Source organism: Pseudomonas sp. ZL2, from assembly GCF_054788455.1.
Map to the genome: position 1 here is coordinate 44,578 of NZ_JBGOGX010000049.1, position 15,817 is coordinate 60,394.

General features: G+C 64.6%; 15 protein-coding genes. 9 read left to right on the forward strand and 6 right to left on the reverse strand.

The window, feature by feature from the left end:
• Window positions 1-30 precede the first annotated feature (30 nt).
• Window positions 31-978 carry a LysR family transcriptional regulator gene (locus ABM562_RS22665; protein ID WP_045197201.1) on the reverse strand — a complete coding sequence of 316 codons (948 nt, stop codon included), beginning with the start codon at window positions 976-978 and terminating at the stop codon, window positions 31-33.
• A 186-nt stretch (window positions 979-1,164) separates the two neighbouring features.
• Here ABM562_RS22665 and ABM562_RS22670 point away from each other — a divergent pair, with 186 nt between their 5' ends.
• The 4 genes from ABM562_RS22670 to ABM562_RS22685 are packed head-to-tail and all read left to right on the forward strand — an operon-like array spanning window position 1,165 to window position 5,942.
• Window positions 1,165-2,691: an efflux transporter outer membrane subunit gene (locus tag ABM562_RS22670; RefSeq protein WP_233674208.1), complete on the forward strand. Its 1,527-nt coding sequence runs from the start codon at window positions 1,165-1,167 to the stop codon at window positions 2,689-2,691.
• Window positions 2,688-4,874, forward strand: coding sequence for an FUSC family protein (locus ABM562_RS22675; RefSeq protein ID WP_115085374.1), 2,187 nt, complete (start codon window positions 2,688-2,690; stop codon window positions 4,872-4,874). Before ABM562_RS22670 ends, ABM562_RS22675 begins: the two co-directional genes overlap by 4 nt.
• Entirely contained in the window at window positions 4,864-5,064 is a 201-nt protein-coding gene (locus ABM562_RS22680; protein WP_028943216.1) for a DUF1656 domain-containing protein, read from the forward strand. The genes ABM562_RS22675 and ABM562_RS22680 overlap by 11 nt, the downstream gene beginning before the upstream one ends.
• An 11-nt stretch (window positions 5,065-5,075) precedes the next feature.
• Window positions 5,076-5,942, forward strand: a complete 867-nt coding sequence (locus ABM562_RS22685) for an efflux RND transporter periplasmic adaptor subunit (RefSeq protein WP_115085375.1) — start codon at window positions 5,076-5,078, stop codon at window positions 5,940-5,942.
• Between the two features lie 7 nt (window positions 5,943-5,949).
• Here ABM562_RS22685 and ABM562_RS22690 read toward each other — a convergent pair whose 3' ends face one another.
• Window positions 5,950-6,402 (reverse strand): universal stress protein, encoded by a 453-nt coding sequence (locus tag ABM562_RS22690; RefSeq protein WP_115085376.1) that lies wholly within the window; start codon window positions 6,400-6,402, stop codon window positions 5,950-5,952.
• A gap of 162 nt (window positions 6,403-6,564) precedes the next feature.
• Here ABM562_RS22690 and ABM562_RS22695 point away from each other — a divergent pair, with 162 nt between their 5' ends.
• The 5 genes from ABM562_RS22695 to ABM562_RS22715 all read left to right on the forward strand — a co-directional run bounded on the left by ABM562_RS22695 (window position 6,565) and on the right by ABM562_RS22715 (window position 12,499).
• Entirely contained in the window at window positions 6,565-7,470 is a 906-nt protein-coding gene (locus tag ABM562_RS22695) for a LysR family transcriptional regulator (protein ID WP_460423396.1), read from the forward strand.
• Between the two features lie 110 nt (window positions 7,471-7,580).
• Window positions 7,581-9,122 (forward strand): MFS transporter, encoded by a 1,542-nt coding sequence (locus ABM562_RS22700; RefSeq protein WP_115085378.1) that lies wholly within the window; start codon window positions 7,581-7,583, stop codon window positions 9,120-9,122.
• A 23-nt stretch (window positions 9,123-9,145) separates the two neighbouring features.
• Window positions 9,146-10,216 carry an HlyD family secretion protein gene (locus ABM562_RS22705; protein ID WP_115085379.1) on the forward strand — a complete coding sequence of 357 codons (1,071 nt, stop codon included), beginning with the start codon at window positions 9,146-9,148 and terminating at the stop codon, window positions 10,214-10,216.
• Window positions 10,213-11,667 (forward strand): efflux transporter outer membrane subunit, encoded by a 1,455-nt coding sequence (locus tag ABM562_RS22710; RefSeq protein ID WP_460423398.1) that lies wholly within the window; start codon window positions 10,213-10,215, stop codon window positions 11,665-11,667. Before ABM562_RS22705 ends, ABM562_RS22710 begins: the two co-directional genes overlap by 4 nt.
• Window positions 11,668-11,704: 37 nt before the next feature.
• Entirely contained in the window at window positions 11,705-12,499 is a 795-nt protein-coding gene (locus tag ABM562_RS22715) for an SDR family NAD(P)-dependent oxidoreductase (protein WP_115085381.1), read from the forward strand.
• On the opposite strand, the gene ABM562_RS22720 is transcribed toward ABM562_RS22715, so the two are convergent.
• The 4 genes from ABM562_RS22720 to ABM562_RS22735 all read right to left on the reverse strand — a co-directional run bounded on the left by ABM562_RS22720 (window position 12,496) and on the right by ABM562_RS22735 (window position 15,812).
• Window positions 12,496-13,320: an SDR family oxidoreductase gene (locus tag ABM562_RS22720; RefSeq protein ID WP_460423400.1), complete on the reverse strand. Its 825-nt coding sequence runs from the start codon at window positions 13,318-13,320 to the stop codon at window positions 12,496-12,498. The genes ABM562_RS22715 and ABM562_RS22720 overlap by 4 nt on opposite strands.
• 33 nt (window positions 13,321-13,353) lie before the next feature.
• Window positions 13,354-13,704 carry a thioredoxin domain-containing protein gene (locus tag ABM562_RS22725; RefSeq protein ID WP_233674214.1) on the reverse strand — a complete coding sequence of 117 codons (351 nt, stop codon included), beginning with the start codon at window positions 13,702-13,704 and terminating at the stop codon, window positions 13,354-13,356.
• Between the two features lie 85 nt (window positions 13,705-13,789).
• Window positions 13,790-14,254 carry a multidrug transporter gene (locus tag ABM562_RS22730; protein WP_115085384.1) on the reverse strand — a complete coding sequence of 155 codons (465 nt, stop codon included), beginning with the start codon at window positions 14,252-14,254 and terminating at the stop codon, window positions 13,790-13,792.
• Between the two features lie 106 nt (window positions 14,255-14,360).
• Window positions 14,361-15,812, reverse strand: a complete 1,452-nt coding sequence (locus ABM562_RS22735; protein WP_134061403.1) for a mannose-1-phosphate guanylyltransferase/mannose-6-phosphate isomerase — start codon at window positions 15,810-15,812, stop codon at window positions 14,361-14,363.
• Window positions 15,813-15,817: the final 5 nt, after the last annotated feature.

Sequence of the window (15,817 nt, forward strand, 5' to 3'; positions counted from 1 at the left end):
CATTCTCCACCGCCGCTGTGCAGCAAGATTTCAGGTGGCAATGCGCAGTTCGTGGGTTTTCAGGTCCGCTTCATGGGCGGCGAGAATCTCCGGCAGCGAGTTGCGCAGGTACTCGACCCAGGTCTTGATCTTGGCATCCAGGTACTGGCGCGACGGGTAGATCGCGTACAGGTTGAGCTCCTGCAGGCGGTACTCGGGCATCACCCGCACCAGCGAGCCATCGCGCAGGCCCTCTATGGCCGAGTAGATCGGCAACACGCCGACGCCCATGCCACTGCGGATCGCGGTTTTCATCGCGTCGGCGGAGTTCACCTGGAACGGCGCCTGGGTGATGTTGACCACTTCCTGGCCTTCGGGGCCGTCGAACAGCCATTTCTCCAGCGGGATCACCGGGCTGACCATGCGCAGGCAGGCGTGGTTGAGCAGGTCGCTGGGCTTGTGGGCAATGCCGTGGCGCTTCACGTACTCGGGCGAGGCGCAGACGATGCTGTAGGTGATGCCCAGGCGCTGAGAGACAAACCCCGAGTCCGGCAGCTCGCTGGCCAGCACGATGGACACGTCATAGCCTTCGTCGAGCAGGTCCGGCACGCGGTTGGCCATGGTCAGGTCGAAGGTTACGTCCGGGTGGGTTTCGCGGTAGCGGGCGATGGCGTCGATGACGAAATGCTGGCCTACCCCGGTCATCGAATGCACCTTCAGCTGCCCGGCGGGGCGGGCGTGGGCATCGCTGGCCTCGGCTTCGGCTTCCTCGACATAGGTGAGGATCTGTTCGCAGCGCATCAGGTAGCGCTTGCCGGCTTCGGTCAGGGCAATGCGCCGGGTGGTGCGGTTGAGCAAGCGGGTTTGCAGATGGGCTTCAAGATTGGAGACCGCCCGCGACACGTTGGCGGTGGTCGTATCCAGTTGCACGGCCGCGGCAGTGAAGCTGCCGACTTGCGCGACGCAACTAAAAGCACGCATGTTTTGCAGGGTGTCCATGGGTCGCTCTCAAAGTAGACGACAAATTGTGACATGAAGTAACCGAGGCGGTCTTCAGACTAAAGCCGGATTATCGCTGTTTTCGTAACAAAGATTCGCAGTAATGCACGCTTATCGCCAGTGCGGCAGCCCCCTAGAATTGCGTCTCCAAGCGTCATCCACCTTCTACGTCGGGAATTTGCAGCTGTGCCGCGTCGCATCATCAGAGCGCTCAATGCGCTCAGTGCCTGTGCCTTTAGCTTGACCTTGAGCGGCTGTATCGGAACCTGGGGCATTGCCCCGCAAAGCAAGACGCTGCAAGCCAATACCCTGACCACCGACGCGGCGATCCGTGAAGCCGCCCGCGACGCCCATTGGCCCGACCAGCAATGGTGGCGGGCCTACGGCGACCCGCAACTCGATCGCTGGATCGCCCTGGCCGTGCAAGACAGCCCGAGCATGGCCATGGCCGCCGCCCGTGTGCGCGAAGCCAAGGCCATGGCCGGGGTGGTCGAGTCGGCGGAAAAACTGCAGGTCAATGGCCAGTCGACGCTCAAGCGCCACAACTGGCCGGAAGACCAGTTCTATGGCCCCGGCGCGTTGTCCGGTTCCAACACCTGGGACAACAATGCCGCGCTCGGCTTCAGCTACGCCCTCGACCTCTGGGGCCGTGAGCGCAATGCCAGCGAGCAGGCCGTGGACATGGCCCACATGAGCGTGGCCCAGGCCCGCCAGGCCCAGCTCGAGCTGCAGAACAATATCGTCAAGGTTTACATCCAGCTGTCGCTGCACTTTGCCCAGCGCGATATCGTCAAGGCCGAGCTTGAGCAGCAGGAGCAAATCCTGGCCCTGGCCGAACGGCGTCTGGCCGGCGGCATCGGCACCCATTTCGAAGTCAGCCAGGCGCAGACGCCGCTGCCGGAAACCCACCGTCAGCTCGATGCAATGAATGAAGAAATCGCCCTGGCCCGTAACCAGCTGGCAGCCCTGGCCGGTAAAGGTCCAGGCGAGGGTGCGCAACTGCAGCGTCCACAGCTGGCGCTGGGTACCGCGCTGAAATTGCCCTCGGCCTTGCCCGCCGAGCTGGTCGGCCAGCGCCCGGACGTGGTCGCCAGCCGCTGGCAGGTCGCGGCCCAGGCCCGCGGTATCGATGTCGCCCATGCCGGTTTCTTCCCCAACGTCGACCTGGTCGGTGGCCTCGGTTTCATGGCCACCGGTGGCGGGGCGCTGGAGTTTCTGACCGGGCGCAAGTTCAACTACAACGTCGGCCCGGCGATCAGCCTGCCGGTGTTCGATGGCGGTCGCCTGCGTTCGCAACTGGGGGTTGCCTCGGCCGGTTATGACATCGCCGTGGCGCGCTACAACCAGACCGTGGTCGAGGCGCTCAAGGGGATTTCCGATCAGTTGATCCGCCGTGAGTCGATGCACGAGCAGCAGCACTTTGCCGCCGAATCGGTGGCCTCGGCGCAGAAGACCTACGACATCGCCATGATCGCCTTTCAGCGCGGCCTGACCGATTACCTCAATGTGCTCAACGCGCAGACGATGCTGTTCCGCCAGCAGCAGATCCAGCAGCAGGTCCAGGCCGCACGCCTGAGTGCCCACGCCGAACTGGTCACGGCCCTGGGCGGCGGCCTGGGCGCGGGCCATGATGTGCCGGAAGCAGACCGGCAACAGGCACCGAAAACCCCGGCGACCCTGGCGATTTTCGACAAGCCGGGCCATGCCGAATGAGCGCACTGACTCTGCCGTTTCGCTGGCTGGCCACCCTGGAGTGGCGTCGCGGGTTCTTTGAATGGGTGCGCACCGACGGGGTGACCTGGGTGTACATCTTCAAGGTTCTCAGCGCCGCCTTCCTGACCCTGTGGCTGGCCATGCGCCTGGAGTTGCCGCAGCCGCGCACGGCGATGATCACCGTGTTCATCGTCATGCAACCGCAGAGCGGCCATGTGTTCGCCAAGAGCTTCTACCGGCTGCTGGGCACCCTGGCCGGCTCGTCGATGATGGTCGCGCTGATCGCCTTGTTTCCGCAGAACACCGAGCTGTTCCTGCCGAGTCTGGCGATCTGGGTCGGCCTGTGTTCGGCCGGCGCCATGCGCTACCGCACCTTCCGCGCCTATGGCTTCGTTCTCGCCGGTTACACCGCGGCGATGGTCGGCCTGCCGGCCCTGCAGCATCCCGACGGCGCGTTCATGGCCGCGGTGTGGCGGGTGCTGGAAATCTCCCTGGGGATTCTGGTTTCGACCCTGGTCAGCGCCGCGATTTTGCCGCAGTCGGCCAGCGCCTCGATGCGCAACGCCCTGTACCAACGCTTCGGCGTGTTTGCCGGCTTCGTTGCCGAGGGCCTGCGCGGCGACAGCCAGCGCGACCGTTTCGAAAGCAGCAACGTGCGCTTTATCGCCGAGGCCGTGGGCCTGGAAAGCCTGCGCAGTGTCACCGCCTTCGAAGACCCGCACATGCGCCGGCGCAACGGGCGCCTGGGGCGGATGAACAGCGAATTCATGGCCATCACCACGCGCTTCAACGCCTTGCACCAGTTGTTGGAGCGCTTGCGTTTGCGTGGGCCGCTGCAGATCGTCACCGCCATCGAGCCGGGGCTCACCGCCCTGGCCGAGCTGCTCGACGGCTATGCCGGTCGCGGACTTACCGAGGGTGATGCGGCGCGCCTGGCCGAGCAGTTGGCCGCCTACAAGGAAGGCTTGCCGGAGCGCGTGCGCACCCTGCGTGCGGCGTATGTCGAGAGCGGCCCGAGCGATGCCGACCTGCTGGACTTCCACACCGCCTACGAACTGCTGTACCGCTTCGTCGACGACATGCACAGCTACGCCCAGACCCACGCTTCGCTGACCGAGCACAACCATGCCCGCGAGCAGTGGGATGAGCCCTATGTGGCGCAGACCAACTGGATGGCCTCACTGGCCGCCGGTGTGCGCGCCTCGTTCATCCTGCTGGTGCTGGGCAGCTTCTGGATACTCACCGCCTGGCCGAGCGGGGCGATGATGACGCTGATCGCCGCGGCCACCGTCGGCCTCTCGGCGGCCACGCCAAACCCCAAGCGCATGTCGTTCCAGATGGCCTGCGGGACCTTGTTCGGCGCCTTTGTCGGCTTCTTCGAAACCTTCTTCGTGTTCCCCTGGATCGACGGTTTCCCGCTGCTGTGCCTGGTGCTGGCGCCGGTGTTCGTGTTCGGCGCGTTCCTCGCTTCGCGACCGGCCTATGCCGGTTACGGGCTGGGCCTGCTGATCTTTTTTGCCACCGGTTCCGTGCCCGACAACCTGACCATCTACAACCCCTACAACTTCATCAACGACTACATCGCCATGGTCATCGGCATGCTGGTCTGCGCCGCTGCCGGGGCAATCATCCTGCCGCCCAACAGCCGCTGGTTGTGGAGCCGCCTGGAGCAGGATTTGCGTGCCCAGGTGCTGTATGCGATCACCGGGCGCCTACGCGGCTTGGGTTCGAGCTTCGAAAGCCGCACCCGCGACCTGCTGCACCAGGCCTATGGCCTGGCGGTCGGCCAGCCGCGGGTGCAGAGCAAGTTGCTGCGCTGGATGTTCGTGGTGCTTGAGGTCGGTCACGCGATCATCGAGCTGCGCAAGGAGCAGGCGATTTTGCCGGTGCACCCGTGCTACGCCGAATCGCAGCCCTGGCGCCAGGCCATCCGGGTCATGGGCCGGGCGCTGGCGCGGCTGTTCATGCAGCCGAGCGCGAGCAACCACGAGCGTGCGTTGGTGGCGGTGGATCACGCCATCAGCCGGGTGCAGGCCACCGACGAGCCGTTCGCCCGCCACTTCGACACCTCGGCCCTGCGCCGGGTGCAGAGCTACCTGCATTTCATCCGTACTTCGTTGCTCGACCCTCAGTCGCCGCTGGCCGAACTGGCCCCGGCCAAAGGACTGCCCCATGCCTCGTGAAATCGCCTTCCATGGCGTCTACATGCCGACCATGACCCTGATGTTCCTGTTCGCCGCCGGGCTTGCCTGGGGTTTGGACCGGTTTATCGCCAGCCATGACGGCTACCGCTTCTTCTGGCACCCGGCGTTGCTGCGCCTGTGCCTGTTTATCTGCCTGTTCGGTTCCATGGCCCTGACTCTCTACCGTTGAGACCCCTGTTGATGAAAAAGTTTTTCAGCCTGATCGCCACCTTGCTCGTGCTGGCCGCTGCCGTGGTGATCGGTCGCCAGCTCTGGGTGCATTACATGAACACGCCCTGGACCCGCGACGGGCGCGTGCGCGCCGACATCATCAACGTTGCTGCCGACGTGCCGGGTTATGTGGTCGATGTGCCGGTGCGCGACAACCAGTTGGTGAAGAAGGGCGATGTGCTGCTGCAGATCGACCCCGAGCACTACGAAGTGGCGGTCCGCCAGGCCCAGGCGCTGGTCGCTTCGCGCAAGGCCACCTGGGAAATGCGCAAGGTCAACGCCCATCGCCGCGCCGACATGGACAACCTGGTGATCTCGCGGGAGAACCGTGACGATGCCAGCAACATCGCCAACTCGGCGCTGGCCGATTACCAGCAGGCCCAGGCGCAACTGGCGGCGGCCGAGCTCGACCTCAAGCGCACCAGGATCCTTGCCACGGTCGATGGCTACGTCACCAACCTCAACGTCCATCGCGGTGACTACGCGCGTACCGGCGAGCCGAAGATGGCGGTGGTCGACAAGGACTCGTTCTGGGTCTACGGCTTCTTCGAGGAAACCAAACTGCCGCATGTTCGGGTGGGTGACCAGGCCGAGCTGCAGATGATGAGCGGCGAAAGGCTCAAGGGGCATGTCGAGAGCATCTCGCGCGGCATCTATGACCGCGACAACCCGGAAAGCCGCGAGCTGATCGCCGACGTCAACCCGACCTTCAACTGGGTACGGCTGGCCCAGCGCGTGCCGGTGCGGATTCATATCGATGAAGTGCCGGAGGGCTTTTTGCTGGCGGCGGGGACCACCTGTACGGTGGTGGTCAAGCCGGGTCAGAAAGAGGGTTAAAAGCGGCTCAGTCCTGGCGCGAATCCACCAGCACCGGGCAACTGACCTGATCGATCACCTTGTTGCTGATCGACGGATCCAGCAAGCGCCCCAGGCGGTTCAAGTGCCGGTGGCCGACGATGATCAGCTCGCACTCAAGCTCGCGGGCGGCAGCAACGATTGCCGCCACCGGCTCGCCTTGCACCAGCTTGCCTTCACTCTCGAACCCCAGCGCGCGCAGGTTCTCCAGGGCCTGGCGCACGGCCTGGGTGGCATGGCGCTGCTCATCGGTGGCCGCCGGATACTCCTGCTGCTCGTACAGGCTGATCGCCCCCGGCCCGTCACTCAGGGCAAAGGCGCTGTCGATGGCCAGCACCACCAGCAGGCGATGGCAGTTGGGCAGGCAGTACTGCTGCGCCAGTTCGACCAGGCGCTGGGAAGCGGGCGATCCATCGATGGCAATCAATACGGGGCTGAGCATGGGCGGCTCCTGTGGGCGACAGTCGAGCCGGCTATTGTTGGGGATTCCCGGCCTGCGGATAAATGGCCTGGCCTGCACTGTGTAGTTGCGTGCGGCGCAAACCGAAGGCCGCTGTCGAGCTGTTAAGATCGCCCCTTGTTTACACGTCATGGATGCCTGGCAATGCAGATCCCGGATATGAACCTGTTGGTCGCCCTCGATGCCCTGCTCGATGAAGGCAGCGTGGTCGGCGCGGCGCGGCGCATGAACCTCAGCCCGGCGGCAATGAGCCGGACCCTGGGGCGGATCCGCGAGGCCATCGGCGATCCGATCCTGGTTCGCGCCGGCCGCGGCCTGGTGCCGACACCGCGGGCGCTGGCCCTGCACGAGCAGGTGCGGGCCCTGGTCGAGCAGGCCGGGCTGGTGTTTCGCAGCCGTGAAGAAGTCGACCTGGCGACCCTCGACCGGGCCTTCAACATCCGCACCAATGACCTGTTCATCGCCCTGTATGGCGCGCAACTGCTGCAGATGATGCACGAGCAGGCGCCGCATACCGTGCTGCGCTTCGTCCCCGAAAGCGGTGGCGACGATGATGCGGTACTGCGCGACGGTGGTACCGACCTGATCGTCAGCTCGACCATCGACCTGGGTCCCGAGATCAAGATTCAGAGCCTGTTCAACACCATCTACGTCGGCCTGGCGCGCCACGATCACCCGATCTTCGAGGCCGAGATCACCCCCGAACGCTTTGCCGCCTACCCGCAGATCAGCGTGTCGCGCCGTGGTCGGGCCAACGGCCCGATCGATGTCGAGCTGGCCAATTACAAGGTGCAGCGGCGGGTGGCGCTGATCACCCCGAGCTTTCATTCGGCGATGTTCTCCCTGCCGGACTCTGACCTGCTGCTGCCGATGCCGGCCAACATCCTCAGCAGCGTGACCAAGCTCGGCCTGCCGCTGCGCTCGTTCCACATCCCCTTGCCGATGGAGCGGGTGACGGTGATGCAGGCCTGGCACCCACGCTTTGACAACGATCCGGCGCACCGCTGGCTGCGCCAGATCCTCAAGGCCTGCTGCAGCGAGCAGCGCTGAACCGGCCGATTGCGTTTGCTGCACTAGTAAACTGCCAATATGTCAGTTTTCGTTAGCATTGACCCTTCATAGACTTCTGCCGGTTCCTTGTCTGTCCGGAGATGTCTGTCATGAGTTCGCTGATCGCGACTCCCTTACCTGTGCTGCCCCCACCTGCTGCCGCCGCTGCGGCGCCGGCGGCTTTCGGCACGCGCATTCTGGTCGGCCTGCTCGGGGTGCTGCTGGCGGTGCTGTGCGCCGGCCTGAACGAGATGGTCACCAAGGCCTCGCTGGCCGATATCCGTGGCGGCATGTTCATTGGCGCCGATGAAGGCGCCTGGCTGATTGCGGTGTATTCGGCGGCGTCGGTCTCGGCCATGGCCTTTTCGCCGTGGCTGGCGGCGACCTTTTCCCTGCGCCGCTTCACCCTTTGTGCCATCGGCGTGTTTGCCCTGCTCGGCCTGCTGCAGCCCTATGCACCGAACCTGTCCAGCCTGCTCCTGTTGCGCACGTTGCAGGGGCTGGCGTCGGGGGCGCTGCCACCGATGCTGATGAGCGTCGCCCTGCGCTTTCTGCCACCGGGGATCAAGGTCTACGGCCTGGCCGGTTACGCCCTGACCGCCACCTTCGGGCCCAACCTGGGCACGCCGCTGGCCGGGCTGTGGACCGAGTATGTCGGCTGGCAGTGGGCGTTCTGGCAGATCATCCTGCCGTCGTTGCTGGCCATGGCCTGTGTGTCCTGGGGTTTGCCTCAGGACCCGCTGCGCCTTGAACGCTTCAAGCAGTTCGACTGGCGCGGCCTGCTGCTCGGCCTGCCGGCCATTTGCACGCTGGTGATCGGCCTGACCCTGGGTGACCGCATGGGCTGGTTCGACTCGACGCTGATCTGCTGGCTGCTCGGTGGCGGCCTGGTACTGCTGGTGCTGTTCCTGTGCAACGAGTGGTCCGAGCCGCTGCCGTTCTTCAAGCTGCAGATGCTCAAGGTGCGCAACCTGACCCACGCCCTGGTGACCCTGTTCGGTGTGCTGATCGTGCTGACTGCGGTGATCATCATCCCCTCCAGCTACCTCGCGCAGATCCAGGGTTACCGCCCGGCGCAGACCGGCCCGCTGATGCTGCTGGTGGCCTTGCCGCAATTGCTGGCGCTGCCGCTGGTAGCGGCGCTGTGCAACATCCGCGCGGTGGATTGCCGCTGGGTGTTGGCGACGGGGCTGGGCATGCTGTCGTTGTCGTGCGCGCTGGGCACCCAGCTCACCAGCGTGTGGATTCGCGACAACTTCTACCTGCTGCAACTGCTGCACATCTTTGGCCAGCCGATGTCGGTGATCCCTTTGCTGATGCTGGCCACCGGCGGCATGACCCCGCAGGACGGGCCGTTCGCCTCGGCCTGGTTCAACACGGTCAAGGGCCTGGCCTCGGTGGTCGCCGCCGGGCTGATCGAGGCGCTGACTACCGTGCGCCGGCATTTTCATTCCAACGCGCTGGTTGACAGCCTGGGCAATTCGCCGCTGGCCGACAGCAGCGCGCCGGGCCTGGCCAGGCGCATCCACGAACAAGCCCTGGTGCTGACCTCGGCCGACCTCTACCTGTGCATGGCGCTGCTGGCCGCGGCGCTGATTGTGCTGATTCCTTTTGTGCCTACCCGGATCTACCCACCGCGTGCGGTGGCCTAGGTTTGCGGACTTGAGAGAAAGACATGACCACTACAACAAACCATAAAAAAACCGCCTTGCTCGTCGCCGCCCTGGTCGTTGCCGGGCTGGCGGGCGTGCTCGGCCCGATGCTGCTGGGCCACGACAGCGAGCAGAGCACCAACGACGCTTATGTGTCTGCCGACTACACGGTGATCGCGCCCAAGGTGGCCGGATTCATCAAACAGGTACTGGTGGAAGACAACCAGCAGGTCAAGGCCGGCCAGTTGCTGGCGCTGATCGATGACCGTGACTACCAGGCCGCGCTGGCGGCGGCCCAGGCGCAACTGCTGGTGTCCACCGCGCAAAGCCACAATGCCCGGGCGACCCTCGAACGTCAGGTTTCACTGATTGATCAGGCTCAGGCCGCAGTCAGCGCCGATCAGGCCGAGCTGGCCTTTGCCAACCACGAACTGACCCGTCACAGCCGCCTGGCCGAGCAGGGTGCCGGTACCGTGCAGAACGCCCAGCAGGCGCGCAGCCGGGTCGATCAGGCACGGGCGCGGCTGGCCAACTCACAGGCCGCGCTGGCCGCGGCGCGCAAGCAGGTGGACATTCTCAGCGCTCAGGTCGACAGTGCCGCAGGTGGCCTCAAGCATGCCCAGGCAAGCCTGGATCGGGCGCAATTGGACCTGTCCTACACCCGCATCGTCGCGCCCATCGACGGCATGGTCGGCGAGCGTGCGCTGCGCGTCGGAGCCTACGTCAATCCGGGTGCACGCTTGCTGTCGGTGGTACCGCTGGAGCACGCCTATGTGGTCGGCAACTTCCAGGAAACCCAGCTGACCCACGTGCAGCCCGGGCAGCCGGTGCAAATCCGTGTGGATACCTTCGCCGATGAATACCTGCACGGGCGGGTCGAAAGTATCGCCCCGGCGACCGGCGTCACCTTCGCTGCGGTCAAACCGGACAACGCCACCGGCAACTTCACCAAGGTGGTGCAGCGCATTCCGGTCAAGATTGTCTTCGACGCCAACCAGCCATTGCTGGAGCGCCTGCGGGTCGGCATGTCGGTCGTGGCGAAGATCGACACTGGCGCGACCCTGGCTACCGGTGAAGAGGTCAGCGCCCGATGAAACCTGCGTTCGCCTTTTGCCCGTTGTTGCTGAGCCTGTTGGCCGGCTGCACCCTGGGCCCGGATTTCAACAAGCCTGACAGTCATGCCCCCGCCAGTTGGGCAGCGCTGCAGGAAACGCCCGCCGCCAGCCAGGCCCAGGCCGACCCGTTGGAGCAACGCTGGTGGGAAAGCTTTCACGACCCCAAGCTCAGCGCCCTGATCGAGCGCGCCAGCCAGCGCAACCTCGACCTGCAGATCGCCAGTGCGCGCTTGCTGCAAAGCCGTGCGCTACGCATGAGCATCGCTTCCGAGCAGACCCCATCGGTTGACCTGGGCGGCGGTTACAGCCGTGCGCGCAACAGTGCCGAAGGCCTCAATGACCCGTCCGGCAACAGCGGCAAGTCGGCCTTCAACCTCTGGCAGGGCGACTTTACCGCCAGTTGGGAACTCGACCTCTGGGGCCGCGTGCGCCGCCAGGTCGAAGCCGCCGATGCGGTGGTCGAAGTGGCTGAGAATGACCGTCGTGGTGTGCTGTTGTCACTGCTGGCCGAGACCGCTGGCAACTACATCCAGTTGCGCGCCGTGCAGAGCAACCTGGCTGTTACCCGGGAAAACCTCGAGGTCTCCCGGCACAGCCTGCGCCTGTCGCAGATGCGCTTGCGCGACGGTGTCGCCACCGCCCTCGATGTGGCTCAGGCCAGTGCCCAGGTCGCCTCGATCGAGGCACGCCTGCCAACCCTGGAAGAGCGCCAGGCGCAACTGATCAACGCCTTGGGCCTGCTGCTGGCTGAGCCGCCGCGCAGCTTGCAGGCCGAGCTGCTGGAACCTGCGGCGATGCCGACGCCACAGCAACGCTTTGCCATCGGCGTGCCGTCGGAGCTGGCCGAGCGCCGCCCGGATATTCTCCAGGCCGCGGCACAATTGCATGCCGCCACCGCCAGCATCGGTGTGGCCAAGGCCGACTTTTATCCAAGCATCCGTCTGTCGGGCAATGTTGGTTTTCAGTCGATGCAGTTGTCTGATTTCGGAAGCTGGGATTCACGCCGGTTTGCAATCGGCCCGCAGTTGAACCTGCCGATTTTCGAAGGCGGGCGCTTGCGCGGAGTGCTCAAGTTGCGCGAAGCCCAGCAGCAGGAAGCCGCCTTGCGCTACCAGCAGGTGGTGCTGCGCGCCTGGCACGAAATCGACGATGTGCTACGCCTGTACAACGCCAGCCAGTTGCGCCGCGACCTGCTTGAAGAGGCCGTGCGGCAGAACCGCATCGCCCTGCAGACCGCCCAGCAGCAATACGTCGAGGGCGCCGTGGACTTTCTCAATGTGCTCAGCGTGCAGGGCGCCTTGCTGGCCAGCCAGGAGCAGTGGGTCGAAAGCTCGGCGGCGGTGTCCCAGGCCCTGGTCGGTTTGTACAAGTCGCTGGGGGGCGGATGGCAGCCGTTCAGTGCGCCGTTGCAGACCGCCGCACAGGGCTGATCTGTCAGTTTTTTTCATCCAGCGTAAGGACACAGGTATGAACATTTCATTGCATGGCAAGCGCGCGATTGTCAGTGGCTCCACCGCCGGTATCGGTTTGGCGATTGCCATAGGCCTGGCCGAGTCGGGTGCCGACGTGGTGATCAATGGCCGTAGCCAGGAACGGGTCGATCAGGCCCTGGAGCACATTCGCCTGAAGCTGCCCGGCGCTCGCGTCTCGGGGCTTGCCGCGGACCTGGGCTGTGCCGAAGGCGCCGCCCGGCTGTTTGCCGAAGTGCCGCAGACCGACATCCTGGTCAACAACCTCGGCATCTTCGAGCCCAAGGGCTTTTTCGAGCTGACCGATGAAGACTGGCAGCTGTTTTTCGAGGTCAACGTCATGAGCGCGGTGCGCCTGGCGCGGCATTACGCACCGGGCATGGCCGAGCGCGGCTGGGGCCGGGTGCTGTTCCTGTCCAGTGAATCGGCCTTGCAGATTCCGGTGGAGATGGTCCATTACGGCACCACCAAGACCGCACTGCTGGCAGTGTCCCGCGGCCTGGCGGAAACCCTCGCCGGCACCGGCGTCACGGTCAATGCCGTGCTGCCCGGGCCGACCCGCTCCGAAGGAGTCGGCGGCTTCTTCGCCAAGATGGCCGAGGAGCAGGGTGTGCCGGTGGAGCAACTGGAGGCCGGCTTCATTGCCGAACACCGTCCCAGTTCGATCATCCAGCGCCTGGCTTCGGTAGAAGAAGTGGCCAACCTGGTGATCTACCTGGCCTCGCGCCAGGCCAGCGCCACCACTGGCGCGGCCATGCGCGTCGATGGTGGCGTGGTGCGTTCAATCGCCTAGAGCGCGCGGTCCAGGCCGAAGCGTTTTTTCAGCACCCGTTGCAGCAAGCCCTGGGGCAGCCAGGCTTGCAGCAGCGGCAAGGCGCGGCTGCCGTTGCCCAGGCGCACCAGTGCCGTGGGCTCTGGCTGCTGCACGGCCTTGAGTACGCCCCGGGCGAAGTCGGCGGCCGGGGTCGGCTTGTCCTGGGAGGCGCGGGCGCGGGCACGGATGCCTTCGCGCAGCGGCCACCAGGGCGAGTGTTCTTCGATCAATTGCTCAGCTTCGCGCCCGGCGTTGCTGGCGAACTGCGAGGCAATCGCCCCGGGTTGCACTTCCATCACGCGCACACCAAACGGCGCCACTTCCAGGCGCAACGCTTCGCTCAGGGCGTGCACCGCAGCCTTGGAGGCGCAGTAGGCACCGGCGAACGGCGTGACCAGGACCCCGGAGACACTGCCGATATTCACCACCAGGCCTTTGTTCTGACGCAAGGCCGGGAACAGTGCGCGGGTGACACCGACCACGGCAAACACATTGGTCTCGAACTGCCGTCGCATGGCCTCGACGCCGCCATCGAGCAGGGGGCCCATGGCGCCGTAGCCGGCGTTGTTGATCAGCACATCGAGGCCCTGGCCGCGTTGTTCCAGTTCGCTTACCAATTGGCTCAATGCCGCTGGGTCATTGACGTCCAGCTGGCGGGCATTGAAGCCGTTGGCGGCCAGGCGCTGGACGTCAGAAGCCTTGCGCGCCGTGGCCCAGACCTCGAAGCCGGCATTCTTGAAGGCCTCGGCCAAAGCCAGACCGATACCGCTGGAGCAACCGGTGATCAACACGCTGGGCATGAGCTGCTGTCCTTAAGCAGTGGGGGTACTGGATCATACTTCAGCGAACAGGGTTTTCAGCGCATTTTCCAGCTGTTCGGTGTAGATGCCGGTCCACAACTGGCGCTGGCTTTCCGTGTCGTACAGCAGTTGAGTGGGCACATGGGTGACCTGGAGGTCGCAGGACAACGCCTGAAAGGCGGCGAATGTCAGCTGATAAAACTGAACGCGTTCCCGATAGCCATTATCGGCCAGGGTTGCCATGTTGCGTTTGGCGTCGGCGCACGCCGGACAGGTCTCCGAATACACCAGGATCACCACTGGCTTGGTCAATCGCTGATGGTGACTGATGCATTCGAACAATTGCTTGAACTCGTCCTGTACCGCTGGCGATGAATCAACCATGACCTTACCCCGCTAGGCAGTGAAGTCTGCAGCGGTATTCAACAGGTTTTTGTCGCTTGGGTAACCTGGCAAAAATATCAGGTGCTCAGTCGGCGAAACTGCCTTGCAGGTGCTCGGCGCGGTAGTCGACACTCTGTGGCCGGTAGCCGGAACGCAGCGGCGGCAATGGCAGGCACTCCTGCCAGCTGGCGCCGGGTTGCAGCTCGCCCGGGCCGCGGTAGCGCGGGGCGGCATAGGTGTTTTCGGCAAGGTTGACGGTATCGCCGGGGGCATAGGCTGCTACTCGCCAGCGCAGCTCCACTAATGGCACCGAGTTGCCGTTGTTGATGTGGACTTGCAGCGGGCGATCGGCCGGGCATTGCTCGGGGGCGTAGGTCAGGCGCAGTTCCAGGCGGGCCAGCTGGTTGGCTTCGCGATTGTCCAGCCACACCACCCACAACGCCACCAGCCCCAGGCCGAACAGCGCCGCCAGGGAAATCGGCAGGGCCTTGGCCGGGTAGCGCAGCAGCAGGACCAGCCAGGTAAGGATGAGCAGGGCGCCGATGAACATGGAGCGAACCTTGTGTGCGGGTATTCTTTCATCCTAACCAAAAAGCATCACGGGGCAAGCCCGCTCCCACAATGTGTAGGAGCGGGCTTGCCCCGCGATTGGGGTTTTACTGCGCGATGGTCTTGATCGAAATCCCGCGCTCGATCGGTGTCGAGCGCCCGTAGACATCTTCAAAGCGCTCGATATCGTCTTCGCCCAGGTAGCTGCCGGACTGCACCTCGATGATCTCCAGCGGGATCTTGCCCGGGTTGCGCAGGCGGTGCACCGAGGCGATCGGGATGTAGGTGGACTGGTTCTCGGTGAGCAGGAACACGTTCTCGTCGCAGGTCACCTCGGCGGTGCCGGACACCACGATCCAGTGCTCGGCGCGGTGGTGGTGCATCTGCAGCGACAGGCTGGCGCCGGGCTTGACGGTGATGTGCTTGACCTGGAAACGCCCGCCCATGTCCACCGAGTCGTACGAGCCCCACGGCCGGTACACCTCGCAGTGGGTCTGGGTTTCGCTGCGGCCCTGTTCGTTAAGGGTGTTGACCAGTTGCTTGACGCCCTGAACCTTGTCCTTGTGGGCAATCATCATGGCGTCCTTGGTCTCGACCACGACGATGTTCTCCAGGCCGATCACCGACACCAGCTTGCCGTTGCCGTGGATCATGCAGTTGTGGCTGTCCTGGACCACCACATCACCCTTGGTCACGTTGCCGTTGTGGTCTTTTTCATGCACGTCCCACAGCGACGACCAGCAACCGACATCGCTCCAGCCCGCCGACAGCGGTACCACGCAGGCGCGCTGGGTCTTTTCCATTACGGCGTAGTCGATGGAATTGTCCGGGCAGCAGGCGAAGGTGGCTTCGTCGATGCTCAGGTTGTCGCCGTCTTCCTCGCTGCGCTCCAGGGTCAGCAGGCAGGTGTCGTAGATGTCGGCATCGTGCTTTTTCAGCTCTTCGAGGAAGCGGCTGGCGCGGAACAGGAACATGCCGCTGTTCCAGAAGTAGCCACCCGCCCGCACGAACTCGGTCGCGCGTTTTTCGTCCGGTTTCTCGACAAACTGCGCCACCCGGCTGACGCCTTCGGGCAGCAGTACGTCCTGGCTCGACTTGATGTAGCCGTAGCCGGTTTCCGGCTTGGTCGCCGGGACTCCGAACAGCACCATCTCGCCGCGCTCGGCGGCCACGGTGGCCAGGGCCAGGGCCCGCTGCAGGGCTTTCTGGTCGTTGATCACATGGTCGGCCGGGAGCACCAGCATCAGCTCGTCACGGCCTTCGTTGACCAGTTTCATCGCGGTCAGCGCCACTGCTGGCGCGGTGTTGCGGCCGAAGGGCTCCATGAGGATGCCCTGGGTTTCGAGTTTCAGGCTTTGCAGCTGCTCGCTGACGATGAACTTGTGGTCCTTGTTGCAGACCACGATGGGGGCGTCCATGCCGTCGAACACCAGGCGCGAGAGGGTCTGCTGGAACAGGGTGTGTTCGCCGGTCAGGGCCAGGAACTGCTTGGGGAATTGCTTGCGCGACAGGGGCCACAGACGCGAGCCGCTACCACCGGACAGAATGACTGGAATCATGGGTG

Coding starts and splice junctions, on each gene's coding strand:
- ABM562_RS22665 (WP_045197201.1), bottom strand. CDS start 978: ATGGACACCCTGCAAAACATGCGTGCTTTTAGTTGCGTCGCGCAAGTC.
- ABM562_RS22675 (WP_115085374.1), top strand. CDS start 2,688: ATGAGCGCACTGACTCTGCCGTTTCGCTGGCTGGCCACCCTGGAGTGG.
- ABM562_RS22680 (WP_028943216.1), top strand. CDS start 4,864: ATGCCTCGTGAAATCGCCTTCCATGGCGTCTACATGCCGACCATGACC.
- ABM562_RS22685 (WP_115085375.1), top strand. CDS start 5,076: ATGAAAAAGTTTTTCAGCCTGATCGCCACCTTGCTCGTGCTGGCCGCT.
- ABM562_RS22690 (WP_115085376.1), bottom strand. CDS start 6,402: ATGCTCAGCCCCGTATTGATTGCCATCGATGGATCGCCCGCTTCCCAG.
- ABM562_RS22695 (WP_460423396.1), top strand. CDS start 6,565: ATGCAGATCCCGGATATGAACCTGTTGGTCGCCCTCGATGCCCTGCTC.
- ABM562_RS22700 (WP_115085378.1), top strand. CDS start 7,581: ATGAGTTCGCTGATCGCGACTCCCTTACCTGTGCTGCCCCCACCTGCT.
- ABM562_RS22705 (WP_115085379.1), top strand. CDS start 9,146: ATGACCACTACAACAAACCATAAAAAAACCGCCTTGCTCGTCGCCGCC.
- ABM562_RS22710 (WP_460423398.1), top strand. CDS start 10,213: ATGAAACCTGCGTTCGCCTTTTGCCCGTTGTTGCTGAGCCTGTTGGCC.
- ABM562_RS22715 (WP_115085381.1), top strand. CDS start 11,705: ATGAACATTTCATTGCATGGCAAGCGCGCGATTGTCAGTGGCTCCACC.
- ABM562_RS22720 (WP_460423400.1), bottom strand. CDS start 13,320: ATGCCCAGCGTGTTGATCACCGGTTGCTCCAGCGGTATCGGTCTGGCT.
- ABM562_RS22725 (WP_233674214.1), bottom strand. CDS start 13,704: ATGGTTGATTCATCGCCAGCGGTACAGGACGAGTTCAAGCAATTGTTC.
- ABM562_RS22730 (WP_115085384.1), bottom strand. CDS start 14,254: ATGTTCATCGGCGCCCTGCTCATCCTTACCTGGCTGGTCCTGCTGCTG.
- ABM562_RS22735 (WP_134061403.1), bottom strand. CDS start 15,812: ATGATTCCAGTCATTCTGTCCGGTGGTAGCGGCTCGCGTCTGTGGCCC.